The 22182-nt window shown below is 71.9% G+C and carries 19 protein-coding genes and 1 pseudogene; 10 read left to right on the top strand and 10 right to left on the bottom strand.

Annotation, left to right across the window (positions count from 1 at the left end):
- Position 1: 1 nt before the first annotated feature.
- Positions 2-1009: a LacI family DNA-binding transcriptional regulator gene (locus QOL88_RS36900; RefSeq protein WP_097222543.1), complete on the bottom strand. Its 1008-nt coding sequence runs from the start codon at positions 1007-1009 to the stop codon at positions 2-4.
- 219 nt (positions 1010-1228) lie between these two features.
- Here QOL88_RS36900 and QOL88_RS36895 point away from each other — a divergent pair, with 219 nt between their 5' ends.
- From QOL88_RS36895 to QOL88_RS36880, 4 genes are read left to right on the top strand one after another with little or no spacing between them, the layout of a single operon-like run.
- Positions 1229-2179: a TIM barrel protein gene (locus QOL88_RS36895; protein WP_097222542.1), complete on the top strand. Its 951-nt coding sequence runs from the start codon at positions 1229-1231 to the stop codon at positions 2177-2179.
- Between the two features lie 9 nt (positions 2180-2188).
- The gene (locus QOL88_RS36890) at positions 2189-3622 is read left to right on the top strand and encodes a sugar porter family MFS transporter (RefSeq protein ID WP_097222541.1); all 1434 of its coding nucleotides are present in this window, start codon (positions 2189-2191) and stop codon (positions 3620-3622) included.
- 22 nt (positions 3623-3644) lie between these two features.
- Positions 3645-4664 carry a Gfo/Idh/MocA family protein gene (locus tag QOL88_RS36885; RefSeq protein WP_097222540.1) on the top strand — a complete coding sequence of 340 codons (1020 nt, stop codon included), beginning with the start codon at positions 3645-3647 and terminating at the stop codon, positions 4662-4664.
- A complete protein-coding gene (locus QOL88_RS36880) occupies positions 4661-5530 on the top strand; it encodes a sugar phosphate isomerase/epimerase family protein (RefSeq protein WP_097222539.1) in 870 nt (289 codons plus the stop codon). Before QOL88_RS36885 ends, QOL88_RS36880 begins: the two co-directional genes overlap by 4 nt.
- 22 nt (positions 5531-5552) lie before the next feature.
- Here the strand turns inward: QOL88_RS36880 and helR are convergent, their stop codons facing one another.
- Positions 5553-7721 (bottom strand): RNA polymerase recycling motor ATPase HelR, encoded by a 2169-nt coding sequence (helR, locus tag QOL88_RS36875; RefSeq protein ID WP_097222538.1) that lies wholly within the window; start codon positions 7719-7721, stop codon positions 5553-5555.
- A 205-nt stretch (positions 7722-7926) separates the two neighbouring features.
- Between helR and QOL88_RS36870 the strand changes: the two genes are divergently transcribed.
- Positions 7927-8802 (top strand): Gfo/Idh/MocA family protein, encoded by an 876-nt coding sequence (locus QOL88_RS36870; RefSeq protein WP_097222537.1) that lies wholly within the window; start codon positions 7927-7929, stop codon positions 8800-8802.
- 68 nt (positions 8803-8870) lie between these two features.
- Here QOL88_RS36870 and QOL88_RS36865 read toward each other — a convergent pair whose 3' ends face one another.
- Complete coding sequence (locus QOL88_RS36865) at positions 8871-9764, bottom strand: GNAT family N-acetyltransferase (protein WP_097222536.1); 894 nt, start codon at positions 9762-9764, stop codon at positions 8871-8873.
- Between the two features lie 301 nt (positions 9765-10065).
- Here QOL88_RS36865 and QOL88_RS36860 point away from each other — a divergent pair, with 301 nt between their 5' ends.
- Positions 10066-11175, top strand: a complete 1110-nt coding sequence (locus QOL88_RS36860; protein ID WP_179879062.1) for a PP2C family protein-serine/threonine phosphatase — start codon at positions 10066-10068, stop codon at positions 11173-11175.
- A gap of 67 nt (positions 11176-11242) precedes the next feature.
- On the opposite strand, the gene QOL88_RS36855 is transcribed toward QOL88_RS36860, so the two are convergent.
- Positions 11243-11479, bottom strand: coding sequence for a chaplin (locus QOL88_RS36855; protein ID WP_078885345.1), 237 nt, complete (start codon positions 11477-11479; stop codon positions 11243-11245).
- Between the two features lie 219 nt (positions 11480-11698).
- On the opposite strand from QOL88_RS36855, the gene QOL88_RS36850 reads away from it, so the two are divergent.
- Positions 11699-11905, top strand: coding sequence for a hypothetical protein (locus QOL88_RS36850; protein ID WP_097222535.1), 207 nt, complete (start codon positions 11699-11701; stop codon positions 11903-11905).
- Positions 11906-12175: 270 nt separating this feature from the next.
- Here the strand turns inward: QOL88_RS36850 and QOL88_RS36845 are convergent, their stop codons facing one another.
- Positions 12176-12667, bottom strand: coding sequence for a DUF5709 domain-containing protein (locus QOL88_RS36845; RefSeq protein ID WP_097223359.1), 492 nt, complete (start codon positions 12665-12667; stop codon positions 12176-12178).
- A gap of 405 nt (positions 12668-13072) precedes the next feature.
- Between QOL88_RS36845 and QOL88_RS36840 the strand changes: the two genes are divergently transcribed.
- The 3 genes from QOL88_RS36840 to QOL88_RS36830 are packed head-to-tail and all read left to right on the top strand — an operon-like array spanning position 13073 to position 15731.
- Positions 13073-14542, top strand: coding sequence for an APC family permease (locus tag QOL88_RS36840; protein WP_097222534.1), 1470 nt, complete (start codon positions 13073-13075; stop codon positions 14540-14542).
- Between the two features lie 11 nt (positions 14543-14553).
- Positions 14554-15525 carry a hypothetical protein gene (locus tag QOL88_RS36835; RefSeq protein WP_097222533.1) on the top strand — a complete coding sequence of 324 codons (972 nt, stop codon included), beginning with the start codon at positions 14554-14556 and terminating at the stop codon, positions 15523-15525.
- A 35-nt stretch (positions 15526-15560) separates the two neighbouring features.
- On the top strand, positions 15561-15731 hold the full coding sequence (locus QOL88_RS36830; RefSeq protein WP_179879061.1) for a hypothetical protein: 171 nt from the start codon (positions 15561-15563) through the stop codon (positions 15729-15731).
- Here the strand turns inward: QOL88_RS36830 and nicT are convergent.
- The 5 genes and pseudogenes from nicT to QOL88_RS36805 all read right to left on the bottom strand — a co-directional run bounded on the left by nicT (position 15721) and on the right by QOL88_RS36805 (position 22093).
- Positions 15721-16881: a Nickel transporter NicT gene (gene nicT / locus QOL88_RS36825; RefSeq protein WP_097222532.1), complete on the bottom strand. Its 1161-nt coding sequence runs from the start codon at positions 16879-16881 to the stop codon at positions 15721-15723. The two genes, QOL88_RS36830 and nicT, sit on opposite strands and share 11 nt — an antisense overlap.
- Before the next feature lie 149 nt (positions 16882-17030).
- A pseudogene (locus tag QOL88_RS36820) lies at positions 17031-17273 on the bottom strand (proteasome subunit beta); the annotation flags it as partial.
- A gap of 151 nt (positions 17274-17424) precedes the next feature.
- Entirely contained in the window at positions 17425-18903 is a 1479-nt protein-coding gene (locus QOL88_RS36815; protein ID WP_097222531.1) for a hypothetical protein, read from the bottom strand.
- 101 nt (positions 18904-19004) lie between these two features.
- Positions 19005-21359, bottom strand: a complete 2355-nt coding sequence (locus tag QOL88_RS36810) for a glycoside hydrolase family 65 protein (protein ID WP_097222530.1) — start codon at positions 21357-21359, stop codon at positions 19005-19007.
- Positions 21356-22093, bottom strand: a complete 738-nt coding sequence (locus QOL88_RS36805; RefSeq protein ID WP_097222529.1) for a beta-phosphoglucomutase family hydrolase — start codon at positions 22091-22093, stop codon at positions 21356-21358. The genes QOL88_RS36810 and QOL88_RS36805 overlap by 4 nt, the downstream gene beginning before the upstream one ends.
- Between the last annotated feature and the right edge of the window lie 89 nt (positions 22094-22182).

The following is a 22182-nucleotide window of genomic DNA, read 5'->3' as shown; positions in this document are numbered from 1 at the left end:
GTCAGGCCGGCCCCGGCTCCTTCGGGACCGGCCCGCTCGTCCCCCGCACCACGAGCTTGGGGTCCAGCACCGCCTCCCGCGGCTCCAGTTCCCCCTTCTCCAGCCGTTCGACGGCGAAACGGACGGCGTGCTCGGCCATCAGGACGGCGTCCTGGCGGACGGTGGTCAGGCCGATCGGCATCAGGTGAGAGAGGTGGCTGTCGTCGTAGCCGACGACGGAGAGGTCGCGCGGGACGTCCACGCCCGCCCGGGTCAGGGCCATCAGCAGCCCCATCGCGCAGCGGTCGTTGCCCGCGAGGACCGCGGTCGGCAACGGCTGCCCGCCGTCCCGTTCGGCCAGCAGCAGGCGGCCGGTCTCGATACCGGACTCTTCGGTGTGATGACCGGGGATCACCCGCGCCTCGGCCTCCAGCCCGTGGCGGCGCATCGCGGCACGGTAGGCGCGCCGGCGTTCCGCCGAGCCGGGGCCGCGTCCGCCGTCGATGTGCACGATCCGGCGGTGCCCCAGCTCCACCAGGTGGTCCATGGCCTGCCGGACGCCTTTGCCCTCGGCCGTGTGCACGAAGTCCACCCGGGCCCGGGGCACCCGGCGGCTGACCGATACGGCGACCGTACGCTGCCCGAGTTCGTCCAGGTAGGCGGACTCGGCGTCCGGGCCGAGCAGGATCACCGCCTCGCAGCGGTGACTGAGCAGCGCCTCGACCGCCTTGGCCTCGCTGCGGCCCCGGGTCGCCCCGGAGAGCAGCACGTCGTAGCCGAGCCGTTCGGCCTCGGGGTAGATGCCGGTGATGAGGTCCGTGTGGAACGTCTGCTGCACGGTGAACATGACGCCGAGCGTGCGGCTGCGGCCGCGGGCCAGCAGGCGGGCCGCGCTGTCGGGCCGGTAGCCGATCTCGTCGGCCACGCGCAGGACCCGTTCCCGGGTCTCCTGGCCGGCTCCGGCCTGGTTGCGGAAGACGATCGAGACGAGCGCGCGGGAGACGCCCGCCTTCGCGGCGACGTCCGCCATCGTGGGCCGCTGCCTGCCCGATGCATCCACCTGTGAACCCACCCTCCGACGCCGCACACCTTACGGGGTGCCCCGAACCCGACCTCGCACGAGGATCCTGCGATCTCTTGGCGACCGGCTATTGACATGACATTTGGACAGGGGTCATCGTACTCGAACTAGAGCGCGCTAGTAGAGCGCGACAGCCCGCGGAAACCGAAGCGCGAAGGACACCTCTCCATGGCAACGGCGCCTCCCCCTCTCCGTACCACCGTCGGCAATCTGTGCCTCGGGTCCGCCCCCGACTCCTGGGGCGTCTGGTTCCCCGAGGACGAGCACCAGGTGCCGTACACCCGTTTCCTCGACGAGCTGGTCCGGGCCGGCTACGCGTGGCTGGAGCTCGGCCCGTACGGCTACCTGCCCACCGACCCGCAGCGGCTGAAGGCCGAGCTGGACGCACGAGGGCTCAAGGTCTGCGGCGGCACCGCCTTCGGCGCACTCCACCGGCCCGAGGCGTGGGACGAGATGCTCGCCCATGTCCGGCAGGTCGCCGCGCTGACAGCCGCCGCGGGGGCGCACCACCTGGTCTTCATCCCGCCGATGTACCGGGACGAGAAGACGGGCGCCTTCACCGAGTCGCCCGAACTCACCGCCGGGCAGTGGGCCGGGTTCGGCCGGGCCGCGGACCGTCTGGGCAGACTGCTGCTGGACGAGTACGACGTGCGGCTGGTGATCCATCCGCACGCCGACAGCCACATCCAGACGCAGGCCGAGATCGAGCGGCTGCTGAACGAGTCCGACAGCCGCTACACCAACCTGTGCCTCGACACCGGGCATGTGGCGTACGGCGGCGGGGACAACCTCGATCTGATCCGCCGGTTCGGCGAGCGGATCGGCTACGTCCACATCAAGCAGATGGATCCGGAGATCCTCGCCCAAGTCGCCGCCGAGAACCTGCCGTTCGGTGAGGCCGTGCAGCGCGGGGTGTGCGTGTCGCCGCCCGCCGGGGTGCCGAAGCCGGCCGACGTGGTCGCCGAACTGGCCCGGCTGGACGCCGAGTTGTTCGTGATCGTCGAGCAGGACCTGTACCCGTGCGCTCCCGAGGTTCCGCTGCCCATCGCGGTCGGCACCCGTGAGCACCTGGCCGGCTGCGGCCTTTCGGGTACCCGGCGCCCCAACGTCGACAGGTAAGGAGCGGCCATGGACGTCAGGGACGACGCGACACCGGCCCCCACCCCCACCACAACCGGGGCGGACGACGCCCCTGCGGCGGTCTCCCGGCGGCTGCGGATCATCACGATCATCGCCACGTTCGGGGGCCTGCTCTTCGGCTACGACACGGGCGTCATCAACGGCGCGCTGCCCTACATGACCGAGGACCTCGGCCTGACCCCGGTCACCGAGGGCATGGTCACCAGCTCGCTGCTGCTGGGCGCCGCGCTGGGCGCGGTGACCGGCGGCCGGCTGTCGGACGCGCGCGGCAGGCGGCGCGCCATCCTGCTGCTGGCCGTGCTGTTCTTCATCGGCGCTCTGGGCTGCACGCTCGCGCCGACGACCGCCGTGATGATCGTGGCGCGGTTCGTGCTCGGTCTCGCGGTCGGCGGCGCCTCGGTGACCGTGCCGGTGTACCTCGCGGAGGTGTCACCCGCCGAGCGGCGCGGTGCCCTCGTCACCCGCAACGAGCTGATGATCGTCAGCGGTCAGCTGCTGGCCTTCACCTCCAACGCGATCATCGCGCAGGTCGGCGGCGAGTCCGGCGGCGTGTGGCGCTGGATGCTGGTCATCGCCACCCTGCCGGCCGTCGTGCTGTGGTTCGGCATGCTGGTGATGCCGGAGAGCCCGCGCTGGCTCGCCTCGCAGAGCCGTTTCGGCGAGGCGCTCGACGTGCTCACGCAGGTGCGCTCGCGCGCCCGGGCCGAGGCCGAGCTGAAGGAGGTCTCCGCGCTCGCGGTGAAGGACGAGCAGGCCAAGCTCGGCGGCTGGCAGGACATCAAGAGCACGCCGTGGGTGCGCAAGCTGATGTTCGTCGGCTTCGGCATCGCCGTCGTGCAGCAGATCACCGGCGTGAACACGATCATGTACTACGGCACGCAGATCCTCACCGACGCCGGTTTCGCCGCCGACAGCGCGCTCACGGCGAACATCGCCAACGGCGTGATCTCGGTGCTGGCCACCTTCGTCGGCATCTGGCTGCTGGGCCGGGTGCCGCGCCGCCCGATGCTGATGACCGGTCAGGTCGGCACGACACTCGCCCTGTTGCTGATCGGCGTCTTCTCGCTGGTCCTGCCCGCCGGGGACCCGAGGGCGTTCGCGGTGCTCGCGATGACGGTCACCTTCCTCGCCTTCCAGCAGGGCGCGATCTCTCCGGTGACCTGGCTGATGCTGTCGGAGATCTTCCCGATGCGGATGCGCGGCTTCGGCATGGGGGTGGCGGCCGTGGTGCTGTGGCTGACCAACTTCGTGATCGGTCTGGTCTTCCCGTCGCTGGTCTCCGGGATCGGGATCTCCAACACCTTCTTCCTGTTCGTGGCGGCGGGCGTGCTGTCCCTCACCTTCGTGAAGCGGTACGTCCCCGAGACCAAGGGCCGCACGCTCGAGACCCTCGAGGCCGAGCTGCGGGCGCGCTTGTCCTGACCATCCTCCGAGGAGTTTCACCATGACCGTACGAGTAGGCGTCATCGGCGCCGGAATGATCGGCCAGGACCACATCCGGCGGCTCACCGAGGTCGTCACCGGTGCCGCTGTCACCGCCGTGGCCGACGTGGACGCCGAGCGTGCCGCAGAGGTGGCGGCCCGGGTCGGTGCCGCCGCGCTGCCCACCGGCGCGGACCTGGTCGCCTCCCCCGACGTGGACGCCGTCCTCGTCACCTCCTGGGGGCCCACCCACGCCGAGCACGTCCTCGCCGCGATCGCCGCCGGCAAGCCGGTGTTCTGCGAGAAGCCGCTGGCCACGACCGCCGAGGACTGTCTGCGGATCGTCGAGGCCGAACGGGCGCACGGCCGCCGGCTGGTGCAGGTCGGCTTCATGCGCCGCTTCGACGCCGGCTACCGGCAGATGAAGGAGGTCCTGTCGACCGGTTCGCTCGGGGCTCCGCTGATCGTGCACTGCGCGCACCGCAACCCCACCGTGCCGGAGTCGTACCACTCCGCGATGGCCGCCCAGGACACGGCCGTACACGAGATCGACGTGCTGCGCTGGCTGCTCGACGACGAGATCGTCTCCGCCCAGGTGGTCACCCCGCGCGCCACGAGCAGGCGGTTCGCGCACCTCAAGGACCCTCAGATCATGATCTTCGAGACGGCCTCGGGCGTCCGGATCGACCTGGAGGTCTTCGTCAACTGCCAGTACGGCTACGACATCCAGTGCGAGGTCGTCGGCGAGGACGGACTGGTCCGGCTGCCGGACCCGGCGGCCGTCGGGGTCCGCACCGCGGCCCGGCACGGCAGGAGCGTGCTGCAGGACTGGAAGGACCGGTTCGCGGAGGCCTTCGACACCGAGTTCCGCGCGTGGGTCGCCTCCGTCGCGAACGGCACGGAGCCCATCGGCCCGTCCTCCTGGGACGGCTACGCCGCCACCGTCATCACCGACGCCGCTGTCCGGTCCCTGGAGGCCGGCGGCGAGACCGTCACCACCGACATGAAACCCCGGCCCGCGTTCTACGGAGGCACCGCGTGAAGATCGCCCTCGACCCGTACATGTTCCGCGCCCTGCCCATCGACGAGATGGTGCGCACGGTCGCCGACCTCGGCTACGAGTACATCGAGTTGTCGCCGCGTGCGGAATTCATGCCGTTCTTCCTGCACCCGCGTGCGGACGACGCGCGGGTGGCGGAGCTGAAGAACGCGCTGCGCACGCACGGTGTTCAGCTGTCCTCCGTGCTCCCGCTGTACAAGTGGTCCTCCCCGGACGAGACCGAGCGGCAGGCCGCCGTGCGCAACTGGAAGCGGATGATCGAGATCACCGCCGACCTCGAATGCCCGCTGATGAACTCGGAGTTCAACGGGCGCCCCGAGCGCGCCGCCGAGAGCGAGGCGGCCTTCTGGCGCTCGCTGGAGGAACTGCTGCCGGTGTTCGAGCGCGAAGGCATCGCTCTGAACCTGGAGGCCCACCCGGACGACTTCTGCGAGGAGAACACCCCGGCCGTCGATCTCGTCCGCGCGATCAACAAGCCCTGGGTGAACTACCTGTACTGCGCGCCGCACACGTTCCACCTCTCGGGTGCCTCGGAGGCCGGCGCGGACATCGCGCGGATGATGCGCTACGCCGGCGACAAGCTCCAGCACGTGCACATCGCGGACTCCTTCAACCACAAGGGTTCCAGCGGCCTGCGCTACATCCTCAACCCGCCGGGCACCCCGGCCCGGATCCACCAGCACCTCGACATCGGCCAGGGCGAGGTCGACTGGGACGTCTTCTTCGGCACCCTGCGCGAGCTGGGCTTCGACGGGGTCGCCACGGCCTGTGTCTTCGCATGGGAGGAGCGGGCCCGGGAATCGTCGGCGTTCATGCTGGACCGCATCCGCAAGGAACTGGCCTCCTAGGAACGCCGCCCGGGCCGGAGCGTCAGGAGCTCGTGAGGATCACGAGCTCCTGCGTGGCCCGGGTCATCGCCACGTAGTGGTCGACGGCGCCTTCGACGCCGTCGGCACCCTCGCCGAAGTTCTCCGGGTCGACGAGCACGACCAGGTCGAACTCCAGCCCCTTCGACAGCTCGGGGGTGAGCGACCGGACGCGGGGCGAGGCCGGGCGAAAACCGGGGGCGCCGATCACACAGGCGATCCCCTCGGAGTGTCCGGCCAGCCAGGTGTCCAGGACCGACGTCAGCTCCGCGGCGGACCCGTGGCGGACCGGGACGCCGCTGCTGCGGACGGACGTCGGCACGTTGGCGTCCGGCAGCGCGGCCCGGATGACCGGCTCGGCCTCCGCCATGATCTCGGCGGGCGTACGGTAGTTGATGCTCAGGGCGGCCATCTCGACCCGGTCCAGACCGATCCGCTCCAGCCGTTCGGGCCACGACTCCGTGAACCCGTGCCGCGCCTGGGCACGGTCCCCGACGATGGTGAAGCTCCGGGAAGGGCAGCGCAGCAGCAGCATCTGCCATTCCGCGTCGGTCAGTTCCTGCGCCTCGTCCACGACGATGTGCACGAACGGCCCGGCGAGCCGGTCCGGGTCGGCGGTGGGCACGGCGCTGTCGTCGACGAGGGAGTTGCGCATGTCCTGCCCGTGCAGCATGACCAGCACGCCTTCGCCGTCGTCGTACGTGTGGGCCTCCAGCAGGTCGTCGATGACGTCGGCCATGCGGTCCTGCTGTGCGGCCACGGCGGCCTCCTGCCGGCGCCTGCGCCGTGCGGCCTCCGGGTCGCCGAGCCGCTGGCGTGCCGCGTCCAGCAGCGGCAGGTCGGAGACCGTCCAGGCCTGCGGCCGGTCGCGTTGCAGGGTGCGCACCTCGTCGCGGTCGAGCCAGGGCGCGCACATCCGCAGATAGGCGGGCACGGACCAGAGGTCCCCGACGAGGTCGGTCGCCTCGAGCAGCGGCCAGGCGCGGTTGAAGACCGTGAGCAGCTCCCGGTCCCGCGCCAAGGCCTTGCGGAGCAGGTCTTCCGGGGCGTCGCCCTCGTGCTTGTCGACGCAGATCGTCAGGAGCTCCTCCCAGACCTGGTCGCGTGCCTCGTTGTGCGGTGTGCCGGGTTCCGCCGCCTGGAACGCCGCGGCCCAGTCGCGGGCGCCGAGGCGGATGTCGGACCAGTGGGTCGTGACGGTCATCGTCTCGGTGGGCGGTTCCTCGTAGAACCCGACCGCCTTCTCGATGGCCCGCACCATGTCCGCGGAGGACTTCAGGCGGGACACCTCCGGGTCGGCCTCGGCCTCGGCGGTGGCGCCCTCGTCGACGAGGTCACGCAGGATGCAGGTCTGCACGCCCTCCTCGCCGAGGCTCGGCAGGACGTCGGAGACGTAGGACAGGTACGGCCGGTGCGGGCCGACGAAGAGCACCCCGCCACGGCGGTGCTGCCCGAGGCGCGGGTCGGAGTAGAGGAGGTAGGCGGAGCGGTGCAGGGCGACGACCGTCTTGCCGGTTCCCGGGCCGCCGTCGACCACGAGGGCGCCGCGGGACCCGGCGCGGATGATGGCGTCCTGGTCGGCCTGGATGGTGCCGAGCACGTCCCGCATGCGGGGCGAGCGGTTGGTGCCGAGGCTCGCGATGAAGGCGGACTGGTCGTCGAGCGCGGCGTGCCCGTCGAACCCGTCGGCGGTGAACACCTCGTCCCAGTAGTCCACGACCCGGCCACCGGTCCAGCGATACCTGCGCCTGCTCGCCAGGCCCATCGGATTGGCGTGGGTGGCGCCGAAGAACGGCTCCGCGGCCGGGGAGCGCCAGTCGACCAGCAGCCTGCGCCCCTCGCTGTCCGTGAGGCCGAGCCGTCCCACGTAGACGGGCTCGGAGCCGTCCGCGGCGACCATGTGCCCGAGGCACAGGTCCAGTCCGAAGCGGCGCAGCGCGCGCAGGCGGGTGGTCAGTCGGTGGATCTCGGCGTCCCGGTCCATGGCCTGCCGGCCTTTGCCGCCGGGTGCCCTGCGCTCGGCCTCCAGACGGCCGGACAGTTCGGCGATCGACTGCTCCAGGCAGTCGGCGACGGCGGCGAAGTGCCGTTCGTCCCCGGCGATCGACGCCGGGGCGGCCTTGTGTGCGAGGCGGTCGGGAAGGTCGAACGCGCTCGTGGTCGCAGGGGTCACGTCATGCTCCCGTTTCCGCAGGTCCTGGGCTTAGGCCGGACATTGTGCGGGAGCCGGGGGGCCTTGCCGCAAGGCCCCCCATGGGCTATAACTTGAGACAGGCGAGGAGAACACTCCTTGCCTTTTCTGTTGCCCGCCCCTTGTTGCCGGCCCGCCGTTTCCGTGTGGCACGCTCGTCGTCCCGACAGCGTGGAGAGGCGGCGGCATGCGCATAGGACTGCTCGGCACCGGACCCTGGGCGCAGCTGGCCCACGCACCCGCGTTGAGCGGGCATGAGGAGCTGGACTTCGCGGGGGTGTGGGGCCGTCGCCCCGAGGCCGCCAAGGAGCTGGCAGAGCGGCACGGCGTCCGCGCCTACGACGACGCCGACGAGCTGTTCGCCGACGTGGACGCCGTCGCGGTGGCGCTGCCGCCCGAGGTGCAGGCCTCACTCGCCGCCCGGGCGGCCCGCGCCGGGTGCCATCTGCTGCTCGACAAACCCCTCGCGCCGACGCCTGCGCAGGGGCGGGCCGTGGTCGAGGCCGCCGCGGAGGCCGGGGTCGCCTCGGTCGTGTTCTTCACGACCCGCTTCCAGCCCGAACCGGCGGCGTGGATCGCCGAACAGGCGGTGGTGCCGGGCTGGTTCACGGGGCGGGCCGAATGGCTCGGGGCGGTGTTCACCAGCGAGAGTCCTTTCGCGACGCCGTGGCGGCGGGAGAAGGGCGCCCTGTGGGACGTCGGCCCGCACGCCCTGTCCGTGCTGCTGCCGGTCCTCGGCGACGTCCGGCGCGTGACGGCGGCGGCGTACGGCCCCGGCGACACGGCGCATGTCGTCCTCGACCACACCGGTGGCGCGTCGAGCACGCTCACCCTGAGCCTGACGGCACCGCCCGCCGCGGCCGGTGCCGCCGTGGAACTGCGGGGAGAGGCCGGGGTCGCGACGCTGCCGGACAGCTCCGACGGCGCGGTGCCCGCGCTGAAGCGGGCGGCGGACGCGCTGCTCGCCGCCGCCCGCACCGGCCGCCCGCACGCCTGCGACGCGGCGTTCGGCCTCCGGGTGACGGAGATCCTCACGGCGGCCCAGGAGCTGTTGAACGACTGAGGGCGACGTGACGGCCCCGGCCCGCGTAGTCCCGTCCGGCCGGGGCGAGTTCGCGGGCGGACCGGTTCCTACGCCGACGCCGGGTCGAAGTTGAGCCGCTCCTTCACCACCGGGTAGCCGGCCTTGGCGAAGTTCGCCGCCATGGGGACGTTGCCCCGGTCCGTGGCCGCGGCGACGAACTGCGCCCCCTGCTCGACGAGGAAGTGGGTGCACTCGGCCAGGAGGTCGTAGGCGTAGCCGTGGCCGCGGTGTTCGGGCAGGACGCCGATGAAGCCGACGCAGGGGCCCGACGGGTTGTGGGCCGGGATGTGGATACCGGCCAGGTCGCCCTGCGTCGTGTACGCGACCTGCCACCACTCGCGCGGCGACGGGCACCAGTGGAAGAAGTCGAGTTCCTCCTGGGCCGCCTGGTCGGTGCCGCCCTGCTCGATGGCCTTGAGCGCGTGGGCGTCCAGGGTGACGGAGTGGATGCGGCGCAGCGCGTCGAAGAACACGGCGTCGTCCGGTTCGGCGCGGAACTCGAGGCGCCCGGGCCGCTCGGGCAGGCCGTGCTCGGGGGTCCAGCGGTACAGGAAACGTTCGACCAGGAGGTCGTAACCGGCCTTGCGGGCGGCCGTGACGCAGGTTTCCGCGGCGCCGCGCAGGGCCGGGTCGTCGCGCCAGCCTGCGGGCAGGTTCAGCTCCAGTTCGACTTGCCAGGGGGCGGAGCGCAGGAGTGCGGCGCCCGCTTCCTCCTCGCCCTCGGCCACGTCGAACCAGTTGAGGTTGAGGGGCTCGGTGTCGTCGGGGCCGCCCCACCAGGCACCGCGGGCGACGACACGGCCGTCGCGCAGGGCCACCCGCTTCCACTCGGGGCGGTGCCGGGTCGTTCGGTGGCCCTCACGGGCGCCCAGCGGGTCGGGCAGGGTGTCGAAGAGTTCGGCGTCGCTCGGGTCGAGCGCGCGAATGACCACATCGGTCATGGGATGTCCTCCGGGACGCATGCTGCTCGGAGCGCTCCCGGTGGGTCAGTCGAGGCACGCCGGGACAACGGGGAGGGAGCGCGGGATCGGTGTGAACGGCACGGCTCTGCCCTCCTTCCGCTGGTCTCAGGGCGTGGCGCGCGACACGCTACGGGATCTTCCGACGGGCCGTCCATCGGTTTTCGGGCACGGCTCCCACGGGCATCCGGCTGACGCCGACGCCCTTCCGGACGCGTCCGAGGACCCCGCGGTGGGGCGGGCCCGGAGTGCGGCGGGCGGTCGGGCGTAGCAGCGTGGTGGTGTGAGCAGTGTGCGCGGCCGGCCGGCGCGCCGGGACCCGTACCGGCGGGGCTGGCTGCGCGGCGCACCGCCGCCCCTCTGGGCCCGGGTGCTGCCGTCGGCGCTGCTGGCGGGCGTCTGCCTGGCGGAGCTGGTCAGCCCCGAGCCGCTCGACATCGGTTTCCTGCTGGGCGCCATCCCGCCACTGGCCGTGCTGGCACACGGCCCGGTGGCGACGGCGGTACTCGGCGCGCTGGTGGTGGTCGTGCTGACCGTGCCGGTCTTCAGCCTCAACGATCCGGGCAGCACCGACCTGCTGACCGTGTGCTTCGTCTCGGTGCTGAGCGTGCTGCTGTCGTACGTACGCTCCCGGCGGGACGCGCAGCTGGTCACCGAGCGCACCGTCGCCGAGGTCGCGCAGCGGGCGGTCGTACCGCTGCTGCCGGAGCGGGTCGGGCCGGTGCGGTGCGCGGGGCTGTACCGGGCCGCGCAGCGCGGGACGCTGGTCGGCGGCGACTTCTTCGACGTACGGGCGGGCCCCTACGGCGTGCGGGCGGTGATGGGCGATGTACAGGGGCACGGGCTGTCGGCCGTGGCCACGGTCGCGTCGCTGCTGGGGGCGTTCCGGGAGGCGGTGCTGGACGAGCCCGACCCTCAGGCGGTGGCGGCCCGGCTCGACCGGAGGCTGGCGGTGGACTCGGCGGGCGACCCGCACGCCGAACTCTTCGCGACGGCGGTGCTCCTCGACTTCTCCGCCGACGCCCGGGTCGTACGGATCGTGGCGTGCGGGCAGGCCGGACCGCTGCTGCTGCGTGACGGCAGGGCCGTCGAGCTGGACGTCGAACCGTGCACGCCGCTGGGTCTCGGCCTCGCCGGGGCCACACCGCCCCAGGTCGTCTCGGTGCCGCTGAGGGCCGGTGACCGGCTCTTCCTCGCCTCCGACGGGGTGACCGAGGCCAGGGACGCGGACGGGGTCTTCTACCCGCTGGCCGATCGGCTGCCGGGCCTCGCCGCCGAGGACCCGGTCGCGCTGGCCGAGCGGGTTTGGAGCGACCTCGTCCGGCACTGCCCGGACGTGCAGGACGACGTCACGATGCTGGTGCTGGCGCCGCGTCCGCAGGACGAGCCCTGACAACGGCGGCCGGCGGCGGCCCGCGATGTTCGCGAGCCGCCGCCGGCGGGGTCGTGCGACCGATACGTCAGTCCTTGATCTCGCACTCGTTGCCGAACGCGGGGTTGAGCAGTCCGATCACGTTGATCGAGTTGCCGCAGACGTTGGCGTTGATGTCGATCGGGATCTGGATGACGTTGCCGGAGAGGAAGCCGGGGCTGTCGGTGGCGACACCGACGGGGCCGTCGTTCGCGCTCGCCGTACCGGCGAAGGCCAGCAGGGCGGCACAGGCCAGGCCGGCCGCGGCAGTCACACGTGTGCGCATGGGTAAAGCTCCTGTCAGTCGCAGGGACACGTGTCCCCACCGTCACCCGGGGTGAGCCGACGCGACATCGGTGAGCGTCCGAACGGGGTGCGCGGGGTCCGGCCGGGCCGCCGTCACGCTCTCCGGATGCACGCCGCGCTCCCGCGGGGAATGGTGATATCGGACCCGTTTTTCAGCACCGGGGCCGCACCAGCGATCCGGACCCTAGGAGCAGAGAACATGTCGACGTCAGAGCCCGCCGCATCCCGGCCGCCCGAGGACCACGCCACCCCGGACCGCCTGCTCCACGCCCGCACCGGCACCGACGTGTCGCCGGAGGACCTCGTCCTCGCCTCGGGCAAGGACCTCACCCCGCACAACATCGAGTGGGCCAAGCGCAAGCTGGCAGCGGAGGGACCCAGCGCCCTGGAGAAGCTGCTGCCCTAGGGCCTGTCGTTTGGATCAGGTCGCAGACGCGGGGCTTGGCACGCGCATCTGCCGCGTTGTCGTCAGTCGCCGACGCTCCGCGTCGACTCCCTCCTCCGCCTTGCAGCTACACGCACCAAGCCCCGCTCACCGGCATCGAGAAGCACCGCCGATTTCCTGCGACCTGATCCAAACGACAGGCCCTAGCCGCACCCCTCGGCACACGGAGGGCCACCGGCCCGGCGCCGTCGCGTCCGGGGCCGGTGGCCCTCCGTGTGCCCGGCGGGCGGGTCACACCCCGCCGTCGTCCTCGGGCAGGGCTGTCTCGTCCTCCACCACGTGTACGGCGGCCTCCTCCGCGCCGGCCGCTCCGCCGTCGATGCCGACGTCGGACGCGACGTTCTCCTTCGTGGTGTCCGCGTGCGCGCCCTCGTCCGGGGCGACCAGGCGGCCGGCGCGGGCGGTGCCCGCCTCGGGGTCCACCGGTTCGCCGTCGCTGTCCGGGGTGTCCCCCACGCCGTCCCCGCCCGGCTCCGCGGACACGTCGGGGACCTCCTGCGCCAGCCGTTCGTCGAGGGTCTCGCCCTCGTGCTGCTCCGCGGCGGTGGTGCCGCGCTTGGTGACGCCGAGGGGCTTCTCCGGCGGGGAGTAGCCCTCGTCCAGGGTGTCGTCGTACGTCCGCTCGTCGACGGCGTCCTGCAGGTCCAGCGGCGCGGCGTCCGCCTGCTCCTCGTTGGTCCCGGTGGGCTGGTACGCGTCGTCCGCCATCGGTTCGGGGCGCATCGGTTCCGTGCCCATCACTCCTGCCTCCCTGTCGCACTGCGTCGACTCGTTCGTCGTGCTGTGCGTTCCGCGTTTCCCGTTACGCGGTCTCTAACCTCGGCGGATGTTCCCCGGCCGGGTCGAATCACCGAACGTCTCGCGGGCCGGAGGGAGTTGAAACTCTGGGCCGAGCCGCACGTTACCCACCGGTCAATCTTGAAAGCTCAAGGAGTGGGACTATCATCACTCGCACACACGGTGTGACCGGCTGCCGACGCGGCGGCAGCACGGTATCCACCACCCCCTTTTCCATCGTCATCGGGCCCGAGACCACCTCCCTCCGTCCGGCGGCGAGTTCCACCCCACCCCCCAACGCCGGGACGGCCTGCCCGCCCCCGGTCGTGCACAAGTGAAAGCGGCGCATCCATGAGCTACAGCAGGGGCAGAGGGCTGCAGGCCAACGTCCTCAGCACGTTCGACACCGTGGTGATGGCGGTCGCCGGCAGCGCACCGGCGTATTCGCTGGCCGCGACCACCGCCGTCCTGGTGGGCGCGGTGGGGCCGGCCAGTCCGGCCGCCCTGCTGTATTGCGCGATACCCATGCTGGGCATCGCGCTGGCGTTCAGCTACCTCGGCCGGATCGACGTCAACGCGGGCGCCAGCTACTCGTGGGTGGGGCGCACGCTCCACCCGTTCCTGGGCTTCATCAGCGGCTGGGCGCTGGTGATCTCGGCGACGATCTTCATGGTGGCCGGTTCGCTGCCCGCGGGGTCGATGACGCTCGCGCTCTTCGACGACACCCTCGCGGACAACACCGCGCTGTCCACCGTGGTCGGCGCGGCCTGGTTCGTCATCATGCTGTGCGTGGTGCTGGGCGGCGCCCGGCTCACGGTGCGGGCCCAGCTGATCATGTCCGGCGTCGAACTGGTCATCCTGGCGCTCTTCGCGGTGCTCGCCTTCTTCCACACGGACAACGCCCGCGCCTTCGACTGGTCCTGGCTCGGCTTCTCCCACTTCGACGGCATGGCCGGTTTCGCCTCGGGCGCGCTCATCGCCGCGTTCTACTACTGGGGCTGGGACGTCACCAGCAACCTCAGCGAGGAGACCCGCAACAGCCGCCGTACGACGGGACTCGCGGGCCTGATCGGGGTGGGCATCGTCTTCCTGCTGTTCGAGGTGTTCACCATCGCGGTGAACGTGATCCTGTCCTCGAAGCAGATCGAGGAGAACGACGCGAACGTGCTGGCGGTGCTCGGCGAGGAGGTCTGGCCGGGCTGGGGCGGCAAGCTGCTGATCGTGGCCGTGATGCTGTCCACCATCGCCACCCTGGAGACGACGCTGATCCAGGTCACGCGCTCGCTGTTCGCGATGGGCCGGGACCGTACGATGCCGTCGGCGCTGGGCCGGGTGCACCGCCGGTGGAACACGCCCTGGGTGGCGATCGTGGTGGTCGGGTCGGTGGCGCTGGTGATGTTCATCGCCTCCAACGCCCTGGGCTCGGTGGGCGACATCCTCTCCGACGCCATCTCGGCGATCGGCCTGCAGATCGCGGTCTACTACGGACTCGCGGGGCTCGCGGTGGTCGTCGCGTACCGGAAGACGCTGCTGAAGTCCCCCGCCAACTTCCTCTTCGGCGGCCTGTGGCCGCTGTGCGGCGCCCTGTTCATGTTCTGGGTGTTCGTGGAGTCGCAGGGCGAGCTGAGCAGCGCCGCGATCTCGATCGGCATCGGCGGGCTGGCGGTCGGGCTGATCCCGATGCTCTGGTACTGGAGGCAGGGCAGCGACTACTACCGGCCCGCGAAACTGGACGCCTCCCGCGCGGTCGAGACGGACTACGTACCCGACGAACAGGACGCGCACGCCCGCGTCCACGAGGGTCTCTCCACCGACTTCTGAGGAGGACCCCGATGGCGCGAGGCAGTCTCAGACGTGGTTTCACCCCCGACTTCGACCCCGACTGCGGGGACACCGACCTGACCTCCGCCCGCCAGGACGTCGTGATCGGCCGCTGGCAGGGGCTGCGGGACCTGCTGGGCGCCACCGGCCGCGACTGGGCGTCCCGAGGACACCGGATACGGCAGCTCGCGCAGGTGTGCGCGGGCAGTTCGACGGTGGAGTCCTGGCTCTCCGCGGACGCCCACAGCGCCGACGCGCTGGTGCTGCGGGCGGCGACGGAGACGGCCCGGACCTTCAACGTGGCCATCGCGGCGGGCCGTGGCGTGCCGATCGACCAACATCGCGTGGACGCCGCGGTGCTGGCCTGCCTGACGGCGGCGCAGGCGCACCCGGAGGATCCGACGCCCTGGGTGTCGCTGATCTCCGTGGCGCGGCTGTACCCCTCGGGGGTCCGACGGCAGGAACTGGGGCGCTGGTGGGACGAGTTGCACGGGCGCGACCCGTACAGCATCGAGGGGCACCTGCAAGTGCTGCACTACTACTCGGCGCGCTGGCACGGCACGCACGGCCTGATGTACGACTTCGCCCGGGACGCGGCCGGGGTGGCACCACCCGGCTGTCCGCTGCCGGTGCTGGTGCAGTACGCCCGGGTCGAGGAGTACCGCTTCGCCCTGGACGCGGCTCAGGGCAGGCACTCCGCCGTGGGCCTGTCGCAGCACTGGAACCACGACGGTGCGGCGAGTGATCTGCGGCGGACCTGGCAGCGCTGGGTCATGGGCCGGACGGAGACCGGGATCCCGCCCGCCGAACTCCGCGACTTCAACTACCTGGCCCACGCGGCCTGCACAGCGGGTGCCAGGGACATCGCGGGCATCCTGCTGGGCATGCTGGGATCCCGCGCGACCCGCACGCCGTGGTCGTACACGGGTGATGCGGAGAAGCAGATCACCAAGTGGCGCAAGGAGCTGCGGCCGGGGGCCTGAGCGCCTGGCCGTAGTCTCCCCGCGGGGAGGGTGACATGGCTGATGACGGCTGGTACGAGGACGGCGACATGGTCCGGGAGGCCGCACGCGCGCGTCGGGTCGCCTGGCTCGGAATGTCCCTGGTGACGTGCCTGTTCGGTGCGGTCGTGCTCGCGGTGGCCGCCCTCGTCCTGTTCTTCGCCCTCGCCCTGACGGTCATGGACTGACTCCGTGCCCCGGCCCGGCCAGGCCCCCCGACCACTTCTCCTCGATGCGTCCGACCCTCCACACCACCAGGGCCACCACCCAGGTGGCGAAGAACAGGGCGACGACCGCGTAGCCGAGGATGTTGAGGTCCAGGCCGGAGATCCAGTCCCAGAACGGGCCGTGCAGGCCGAGCCGCTCGGCGAGGAGGCCGAGGAGTTCGGCCGTGCCGATGAGGAGGGCCACGGCGACGGACAGGCCGGTGATGGTGAGGTTGTAGTAGACCTTGCGGACCGGCTTGGAGAAGGCCCAGCCGTAGGCGAAGTTCATGAACGAGCCGTCGACAGTGTCCAGGAGACACATGCCCGCGGCGAACAGGACGGGCAGGCACAGGATCGCGTACCAGGGCAGTCCGGAGGCGGCGCCGGAGCCGGCCAGGACCAGCAGGGCGATCTCGGTGGCGGTGTCGAAGCCGAGCCCGAACAGCAGGCCCAGCGGGTACATGTGCCAGGGCCTGGACACCGACTTCATGACACGGCCCAGCAGACGGTTCATGAGGCCGCGGTTGTTCAGCTGCTCCTCCAGGGCGGCCTCGTCGTAGCGGCCGGAGCGCATCGCGCGGAACACTTTCCAGATGCCGGCCAGGATGACGAGGTTGACGCCCGCGATGAGGTAGAGGAACGTCCCGGAGACCGTCGTGCCGATCAGGCCGGTGACGTCGTGCAGGGAGGAGCCGTCGTCGCGGACCGGCCCGGCCAGGGTCTTCACGCCGAGGGTGAGCAGGAACGCCAGGACGAAGACGACGCTGGAGTGGCCGAGGGAGAACCAGAAGCCGACCGACAGCGGACGCTGCCCCTCCCCCATCAGCTTGCGGGTGGTGTTGTCGATGGCGGCGATGTGGTCGGCGTCGAAGGCGTGCCGCATGCCCAGCGTGTAGGCGGTGACGCCGATGCCGACGCCGAAGGTCTGGGTGCCGATGGCGTGGTGCTGCGGGGCGACGATCGCGACGAGGGTGAACCAGCCGATCACGTGCAGGGCCAGGATGAAGACCGCCATCCCCCCGACCCTGGTCCACTCCCGCCGCGTCATGGAGGTGCGGACGCGGTGCCAGGCCGTGCGCTGGGCGGGGGCCGGGGCGGGGAGGCGCGGAGTGGACTCAGGGGCGGCCGTCATCGGGGGGAAGGTCTTTCTGTCGGACGGACGGCTGCGGTGAACAGCCTCGTGCCATCCTCCGGCACCTGCAAGTGATGTGCAGTAAAGCCCGTGACAGGTCTTGTCCATGGAACCGAAAACTCCGCCGGGCGACGGGGAGCCGTCCGGTGTCAGACGTCGGCGTTCGGTCCGTCCGGCCGGGTGTGCCGCTGCTCGACCATCGCGCGGCTGAGCTCCTCCGTCTCCGTCTCGGCCAGTCGCTCGAAGCCGTCCTCGGTGATGACCGAGACGACCGGGTAGATGCGGCGGGTGAGGTCGGGTCCGCCGGTCGCGCAGTCGTCGTCCGCCGCGTCGTACAGCGCCTGCGAGGCGGCCAGGGCCGCCTCGCGCCGGGGCGTGCCTGGGCGGTACAACGCGCACCTTCCCCAGGTCACGCCGGGCGACGAGGTTGCCCAGCGTCGCCCGCCGGTCGCCCGCGATGAGCACGCCGTCGCGGTAGGTGAGGGCCGGCACGTCGACCGACTCCTACCTGACCGGGACGGACGGGAAGCGCGCCGCGCTGTGTCAGGGCCCCGGCGCGACACGGACGTCCAGGTCCGCGATCCGGTGGGCGGGCCAGGAGCGGGCGTAGCGGGGCGGGGTGGCGCCGGCCGGTGCGAGGTGGGCGACCGGGAGGCGGTCCGCGGTGCGCAGGACCCCGGCCACGGTGATGTTCTCGTTGTTTCCGGACGTCGCCCCCGAGGAGCAGCCGGTGTAGTAGCCGATCGGGATGGCCTCGTGGCCGGTGAGCAGGCAGGGTGGGCGGACGCCGAGCCGGTGCAGGGCGTCGGCGGTGCGGCCCCAGTCGCGGCGGCTCTCGGTGTTGCGCGACACGGCGCCGTCCAGAACGGCGAGCTGCGCCGCGAGATGCCCGGCCAGGACGAACGCGACGAGGGGGGCGGCCACCGGGCGCCATGATCCGCCCGGGCCTCCGACCAGGTGCCGCAGGGCATCGGCGACCGGGATCGCGAGCAGGGCGTAGGCCGGCTGGAGGAAGCGCGGGGCCGCGTAGCCGATCATGAACAGGTACGGCAGCGCGGCCGTGGTGGCGCAGACCAGCGGGACCAGGGTCCGTTCCGGGCGCCGGGCACGGGCCGCGACCACCAGCGCGAGGCCGGCCAGGACGGGCAGAGTGAACCACCAGAAGGTGACCAGCGGGGTGGGCATCGACCCGGTGCACGGCCGGCACAGGACCCGTCCGCCCAGGCTGCGCAGCTGGTCGTCGACGGCGATCTGCCAGCCCAGCCCGCCCTGGATCCGGGAGGCCTCCGCCAGCCGCGCCCCGAGGCCGCCGTGGCTCAGGTACGCCTCGATCACCCAGGGCACGGCGCCCGCCGCGAGGCCCGCCGCGAGCACGAGCAGGAGGCGCCAGTGGCGGCGCACCAGGGCGAGGACGAGCAGCGGCAAAGCCACGTAGACCGCGTCGGTGGGACGCATCCAGGCCATCAGCGCGCCGCCCGCCGCGAGGCCCCACAGCGTCCTGGAGGAGGAGCGTTGCGCCCGCGTCCTCAGGAAGCAGCCGACGCTGATCAGGGCACCGATCGCGACCCAGTAGTTGGGCATGGCCTGCGGACCGTAGAAGAGGGTCATCCACAGGGAGGCGAAGAGGGCCCCGCCGCCGAGCAGGACGCGGGTCGGGAACAGGCCGCGCCAGGCGCGCAGGGCCAGGTAGAGGGCGAGTCCGGACAGCAGGGCGAGGTAGACGCGCAGCAGGGGGACGGACGACGACCAGGACGCGACGGGCGCGACCAGCAGCGAGACGCCGCGGGAACGGGGGGCGCTGAAGAATGCCGCGGGGTGGTGCGAGGTGACCTGGCTGACGTAGACGATCTCGTCCCAGCCCAGGCCCAGGACGGGCCGGACGAGGGCGAGCTGCGCGAGCGTGAAGACGGCGGCCAGGACGGCCAAGGGGCGGTTGCCGCGCGTCCAGGGGGTGGTGCGCGGGCCGGCCGTCTCTTCGCGTCTTCGCCGCCGTACCAGGATGGCGTTCGCGCCATCGGCCATGTTCCGCCCCTTACCCCGTTGATCGAAAACACGATCAAGCTAACCCGGGGGACGTGGGGGCGCAGGGCGGAACTCGGCCAAGTGCCTGACCCGCGAGTGGGTCAGCGGGCGTTCGGGGCGCGGTGCGGGGGCTGGGCCGGGGCCGGGCGGTGGGGCAGGTCTGGGATGGGGTGGGAGACGGGGGCGTCCTCGCTCACCGTGAGCTCGGTGCCGTGGTGGCGGATGGTCAGGGGCAAGCCGGAGTTGAGGGTGTAGGTGGCCCGGTCTGCGGTCAGTTCGACGCGCAGGCACCGGTCGAGGAAGCCCACGGTGAAGGCGAGCCGGCTGTAGCGCTCGGGCAGGCGGGGCGCGAACCGCAGGGTGCCGTCGCTGCACCGCATGCCGCCGAACCCGGCGACCAGGGCCATCCAGGTACCGGCCAGCGAGGCGATGTGCAGGCCGTCGCGGGTGTTGTGCTCCAGGTCGCCGAGGTCCATCAGCGCGGCCTCGGCCGTGTAGTCGCTCGCCAGGTCGAGGTGGCCGGCCCGGGCTGCCATGACGGCCTGGACGCAGGCGGACAGGGAGGAGTCGCGGACGGTCAGCGGCTCGTAGTAGGCGAAGTTGCGGGCGATCTGCTCCTCGTCGAAGAACTCCTCGAAGAACGCGCCGCAGGTGTACATGGCCAGCACCAGGTCCGCCTGCTTGACGACCTGTTTGCGGTACAGGTCGAAGTAGGGGAAGTGGAGCATCAGGGGGTACTGGTCCGGGCCGGTGCGGGCGAAGTCCCAGCGCTGGTAGCGGGTGAAGCCGGAGTGCTGCTCGTGCACGCCGAGTTCCTCGTTGTACGGGACGTTCATGGCCTCGGCGGCGGCCCGCCAGGCGGCCCGCTCCTCCTCGTCGGCGCCCAGCCGCGCGGCCTCGTCGGGGTGGCGTTTGCAGGCGTCGGCGGCGGCCAGCAGGTTCGCCCGGGCCATGAGGTTGGTGTACGTGTTGTCGTCGGCGATGGCGCTGTACTCGTCCGGTCCGGTGACACCGTCGATGTGGAAGGCGCCCCGGTCGTCGTGGTGGCCGAGGGAGCGCCACAGGCGGGCGGTCTCCACCAGCAGCTCCACGCCGACCTCGCGTTCGAAGGTCTCGTCACCGGTGACGGCGACGTACCGCACGACGGCGTCGGCGATGTCGGCGCCCACGTGGAAGGCCGCCGTGCCGGCCGGCCAGTACGCGGAGCCCTCCGAGCCCTCGATGGTCCGCCAGGGGAACGCGGCGCCCCGCAGACCGAGTTGGACGGCGCGCTCGCGGGCGGCGGGCAGGGTCTCCAGGCGCCAGCGCAGGGCCTCGGCGGCGGACTTCGGCGCGGTGTACGTCAGCAGCGGCAGCACGAACGCCTCGGTGTCCCAGAAGGCGTGGCCGTCGTAGCCGGAGCCGGTGAGTCCCTTGGCGGGGATGGCGCGCTGTTCGGCGCGGGCCCCGGCCTGGAGAACGTGGAAGAGGGCGAAGCGGACGGCCTGCTGGATCTCCTCGTCGCCGTCGATCTCGACATCGGCGCGCGCCCAGAAGTCGTCGAGGTAGGCCCGCTGGTCCTCCAGGAGCCCCTGCCAGCCGCTGTGTCCGGCCGCCGCCAGGGCTGCCTCGACCTGGTCGCTCATCGCGGGCCGGGAGCGGACGCCGGACCAGCCGTGCGCGACCAGCTTCTCCACGCGCAGCCGCTCCCCCGGTTCCAGGACGGAGGTGACGGTCAGCCGGGCCACGTCCACGTTGGACTCGCTGCTCGTCGTGGTCCGTTCGGGGCCGGTGACGGTGTGGTCGGCGGCCACGGCGACCCGCAGGCCGCTGCGGCGGGTGCGGTGGACCAGGCGCAGCCGGCTGCCCGTGGCGAGGTCCTCCTCCGGTTCCAGCGGCGACTTCAGCGCCTTGGCGGCGCGCGGGTCGCCGTCCGGCTCGGGCAGGCTCTCGTTGGTGACGAGCTCCGACTGGACGACCACGCGGGTCCGGCTGTCGACGGGTTCCACCTCGTAGGCGACGGCGGCTATCGCGCGCTGGGTGAGGGACACCAGGCGCGTGGAGCGGACCCGGACGGTCGAGCCGGCCGGGGAGGCCCATTCGCAGACCCGCTCCAGGACGCCCCGCCGCAGGTCGAGGGTCCGCTCGTGGGTGACGAGCCGCCCGTAGCGCAGGTCGAACGGCTCGTCGTCGACCAGGAGCCGCAGCACCTTGCCGTTGGTGACGTTGATGGAGGTCTGACCCGACTCCGGGTAGCCGTAGCCGGCCTCGGCGTACGGCAGCGGGTGCAGTTCGTGAACGCCGTTGAGGTAGGAGCCGGGCAGGCCGTGGGGTTCGCCCTCGTCGAGGTTGCCGCGCCAGCCGACGTGCCCGTTGGACAGGGCGAACACGGACTCGCTCTGCGCCAGGACGTCGAGGTTGAGTTCCGTCTCGCGCACGGTCCAGGGCTCGACGTTGTACGCCCGCTGTGTGATCACTCGGTCTCCCCCAGTTCGGCGAGGTCCTTCACCACGACGTCGGCGCCGTGCCGGTACAGCGCGTCGCTCTGCCCGACCCGGTCGACTCCGACGACGTATCCGAAACGGCCGGCGCGGCCGGCGTCCATGCCGGCCAGGGCGTCCTCGAAGACGGCCGCTTGGGAGGCGTCGACGCCGAGGTCCTCGGCGGCGGCCAGGAACGTGTCGGGGTGCGGCTTGCCGGGCAGTTCGCGCTCGGCGGCGACGACGCCGTCGATGCGGACGTCGAAGAAGTGCTCGGCGCCGATCGAGCGGAGCACGTCTCGGCAGTTGGCGCTGGAGGAGACGATCGCGGTGCTCAGTCCATGGGCCCGGACGGCCTCCAGGTAGCGCAGGGTGCCGTCGTAGGCCTCGACGCCGTCGGTGCGGATCTTCTCGAGGACCAGCTCGTTCTTGCGGTTGCCGAGTCCGTGCACGGTCTCGGCGCCCGGTGGGTCGTCCGGGTCGCCGTCCGGCAGGTCGATGCCGCGGGAGGCGAGGAAGGAACGCACCCCGTCGGCGCGTGGCCGCCCGTCGACGTACTCGTCGTAGTCCGCCGATGCGAACGGCCGGTACTCCGCACCGTCCCGCTCACGCAGGAAGGCGTCGAACATCTCCTTCCAGGCGGCCGCGTGCACGACGGCCGTCTTGGTGACGACTCCGTCGAGGTCGAACAGGCAGGCGTGGATGTCTTCGGGGAGACCGAGCTGCGTCATACAGGACCGGTTCCCCACCCGGAGATGTTCCAGTGAGTGGCGCACGCCACACGCCGGGGGCGCGAGGGGTGTGACGCCCCCCGGCGTTC

The organism is Streptomyces sp. Ag82_O1-12, assembly GCF_900182715.1.
In the GTDB taxonomy this organism is placed as follows: domain Bacteria; phylum Actinomycetota; class Actinomycetes; order Streptomycetales; family Streptomycetaceae; genus Streptomyces; species Streptomyces massasporeus.
Note: the sequence above shows the minus strand (reverse complement) of the source record. Positions and strands in the feature narration are given on the sequence as shown.

Excerpts from the sequence above, each read along its gene's own strand:
- QOL88_RS36815 (WP_097222531.1), bottom strand. The coding sequence starts at position 18,903 with ATGGCCGATGGCGCGAACGCCATCCTGGTACGGCGGCGAAGACGCGAA.
- QOL88_RS36885 (WP_097222540.1), top strand. The coding sequence starts at position 3,645 with ATGACCGTACGAGTAGGCGTCATCGGCGCCGGAATGATCGGCCAGGAC.
- QOL88_RS36835 (WP_097222533.1), top strand. The coding sequence starts at position 14,554 with ATGGCGCGAGGCAGTCTCAGACGTGGTTTCACCCCCGACTTCGACCCC.
- QOL88_RS36855 (WP_078885345.1), bottom strand. The coding sequence starts at position 11,479 with ATGCGCACACGTGTGACTGCCGCGGCCGGCCTGGCCTGTGCCGCCCTG.
- QOL88_RS36895 (WP_097222542.1), top strand. The coding sequence starts at position 1,229 with ATGGCAACGGCGCCTCCCCCTCTCCGTACCACCGTCGGCAATCTGTGC.
- QOL88_RS36900 (WP_097222543.1), bottom strand. The coding sequence starts at position 1,009 with ATGGCGGACGTCGCCGCGAAGGCGGGCGTCTCCCGCGCGCTCGTCTCG.
- nicT (WP_097222532.1), bottom strand. The coding sequence starts at position 16,881 with ATGACGGCCGCCCCTGAGTCCACTCCGCGCCTCCCCGCCCCGGCCCCC.
- QOL88_RS36865 (WP_097222536.1), bottom strand. The coding sequence starts at position 9,764 with ATGACCGATGTGGTCATTCGCGCGCTCGACCCGAGCGACGCCGAACTC.
- QOL88_RS36830 (WP_179879061.1), top strand. The coding sequence starts at position 15,561 with ATGGCTGATGACGGCTGGTACGAGGACGGCGACATGGTCCGGGAGGCC.
- QOL88_RS36840 (WP_097222534.1), top strand. The coding sequence starts at position 13,073 with ATGAGCTACAGCAGGGGCAGAGGGCTGCAGGCCAACGTCCTCAGCACG.
- QOL88_RS36845 (WP_097223359.1), bottom strand. The coding sequence starts at position 12,667 with ATGCGCCCCGAACCGATGGCGGACGACGCGTACCAGCCCACCGGGACC.
- QOL88_RS36805 (WP_097222529.1), bottom strand. The coding sequence starts at position 22,093 with ATGACGCAGCTCGGTCTCCCCGAAGACATCCACGCCTGCCTGTTCGAC.
- QOL88_RS36870 (WP_097222537.1), top strand. The coding sequence starts at position 7,927 with ATGCGCATAGGACTGCTCGGCACCGGACCCTGGGCGCAGCTGGCCCAC.
- QOL88_RS36890 (WP_097222541.1), top strand. The coding sequence starts at position 2,189 with ATGGACGTCAGGGACGACGCGACACCGGCCCCCACCCCCACCACAACC.
- QOL88_RS36850 (WP_097222535.1), top strand. The coding sequence starts at position 11,699 with ATGTCGACGTCAGAGCCCGCCGCATCCCGGCCGCCCGAGGACCACGCC.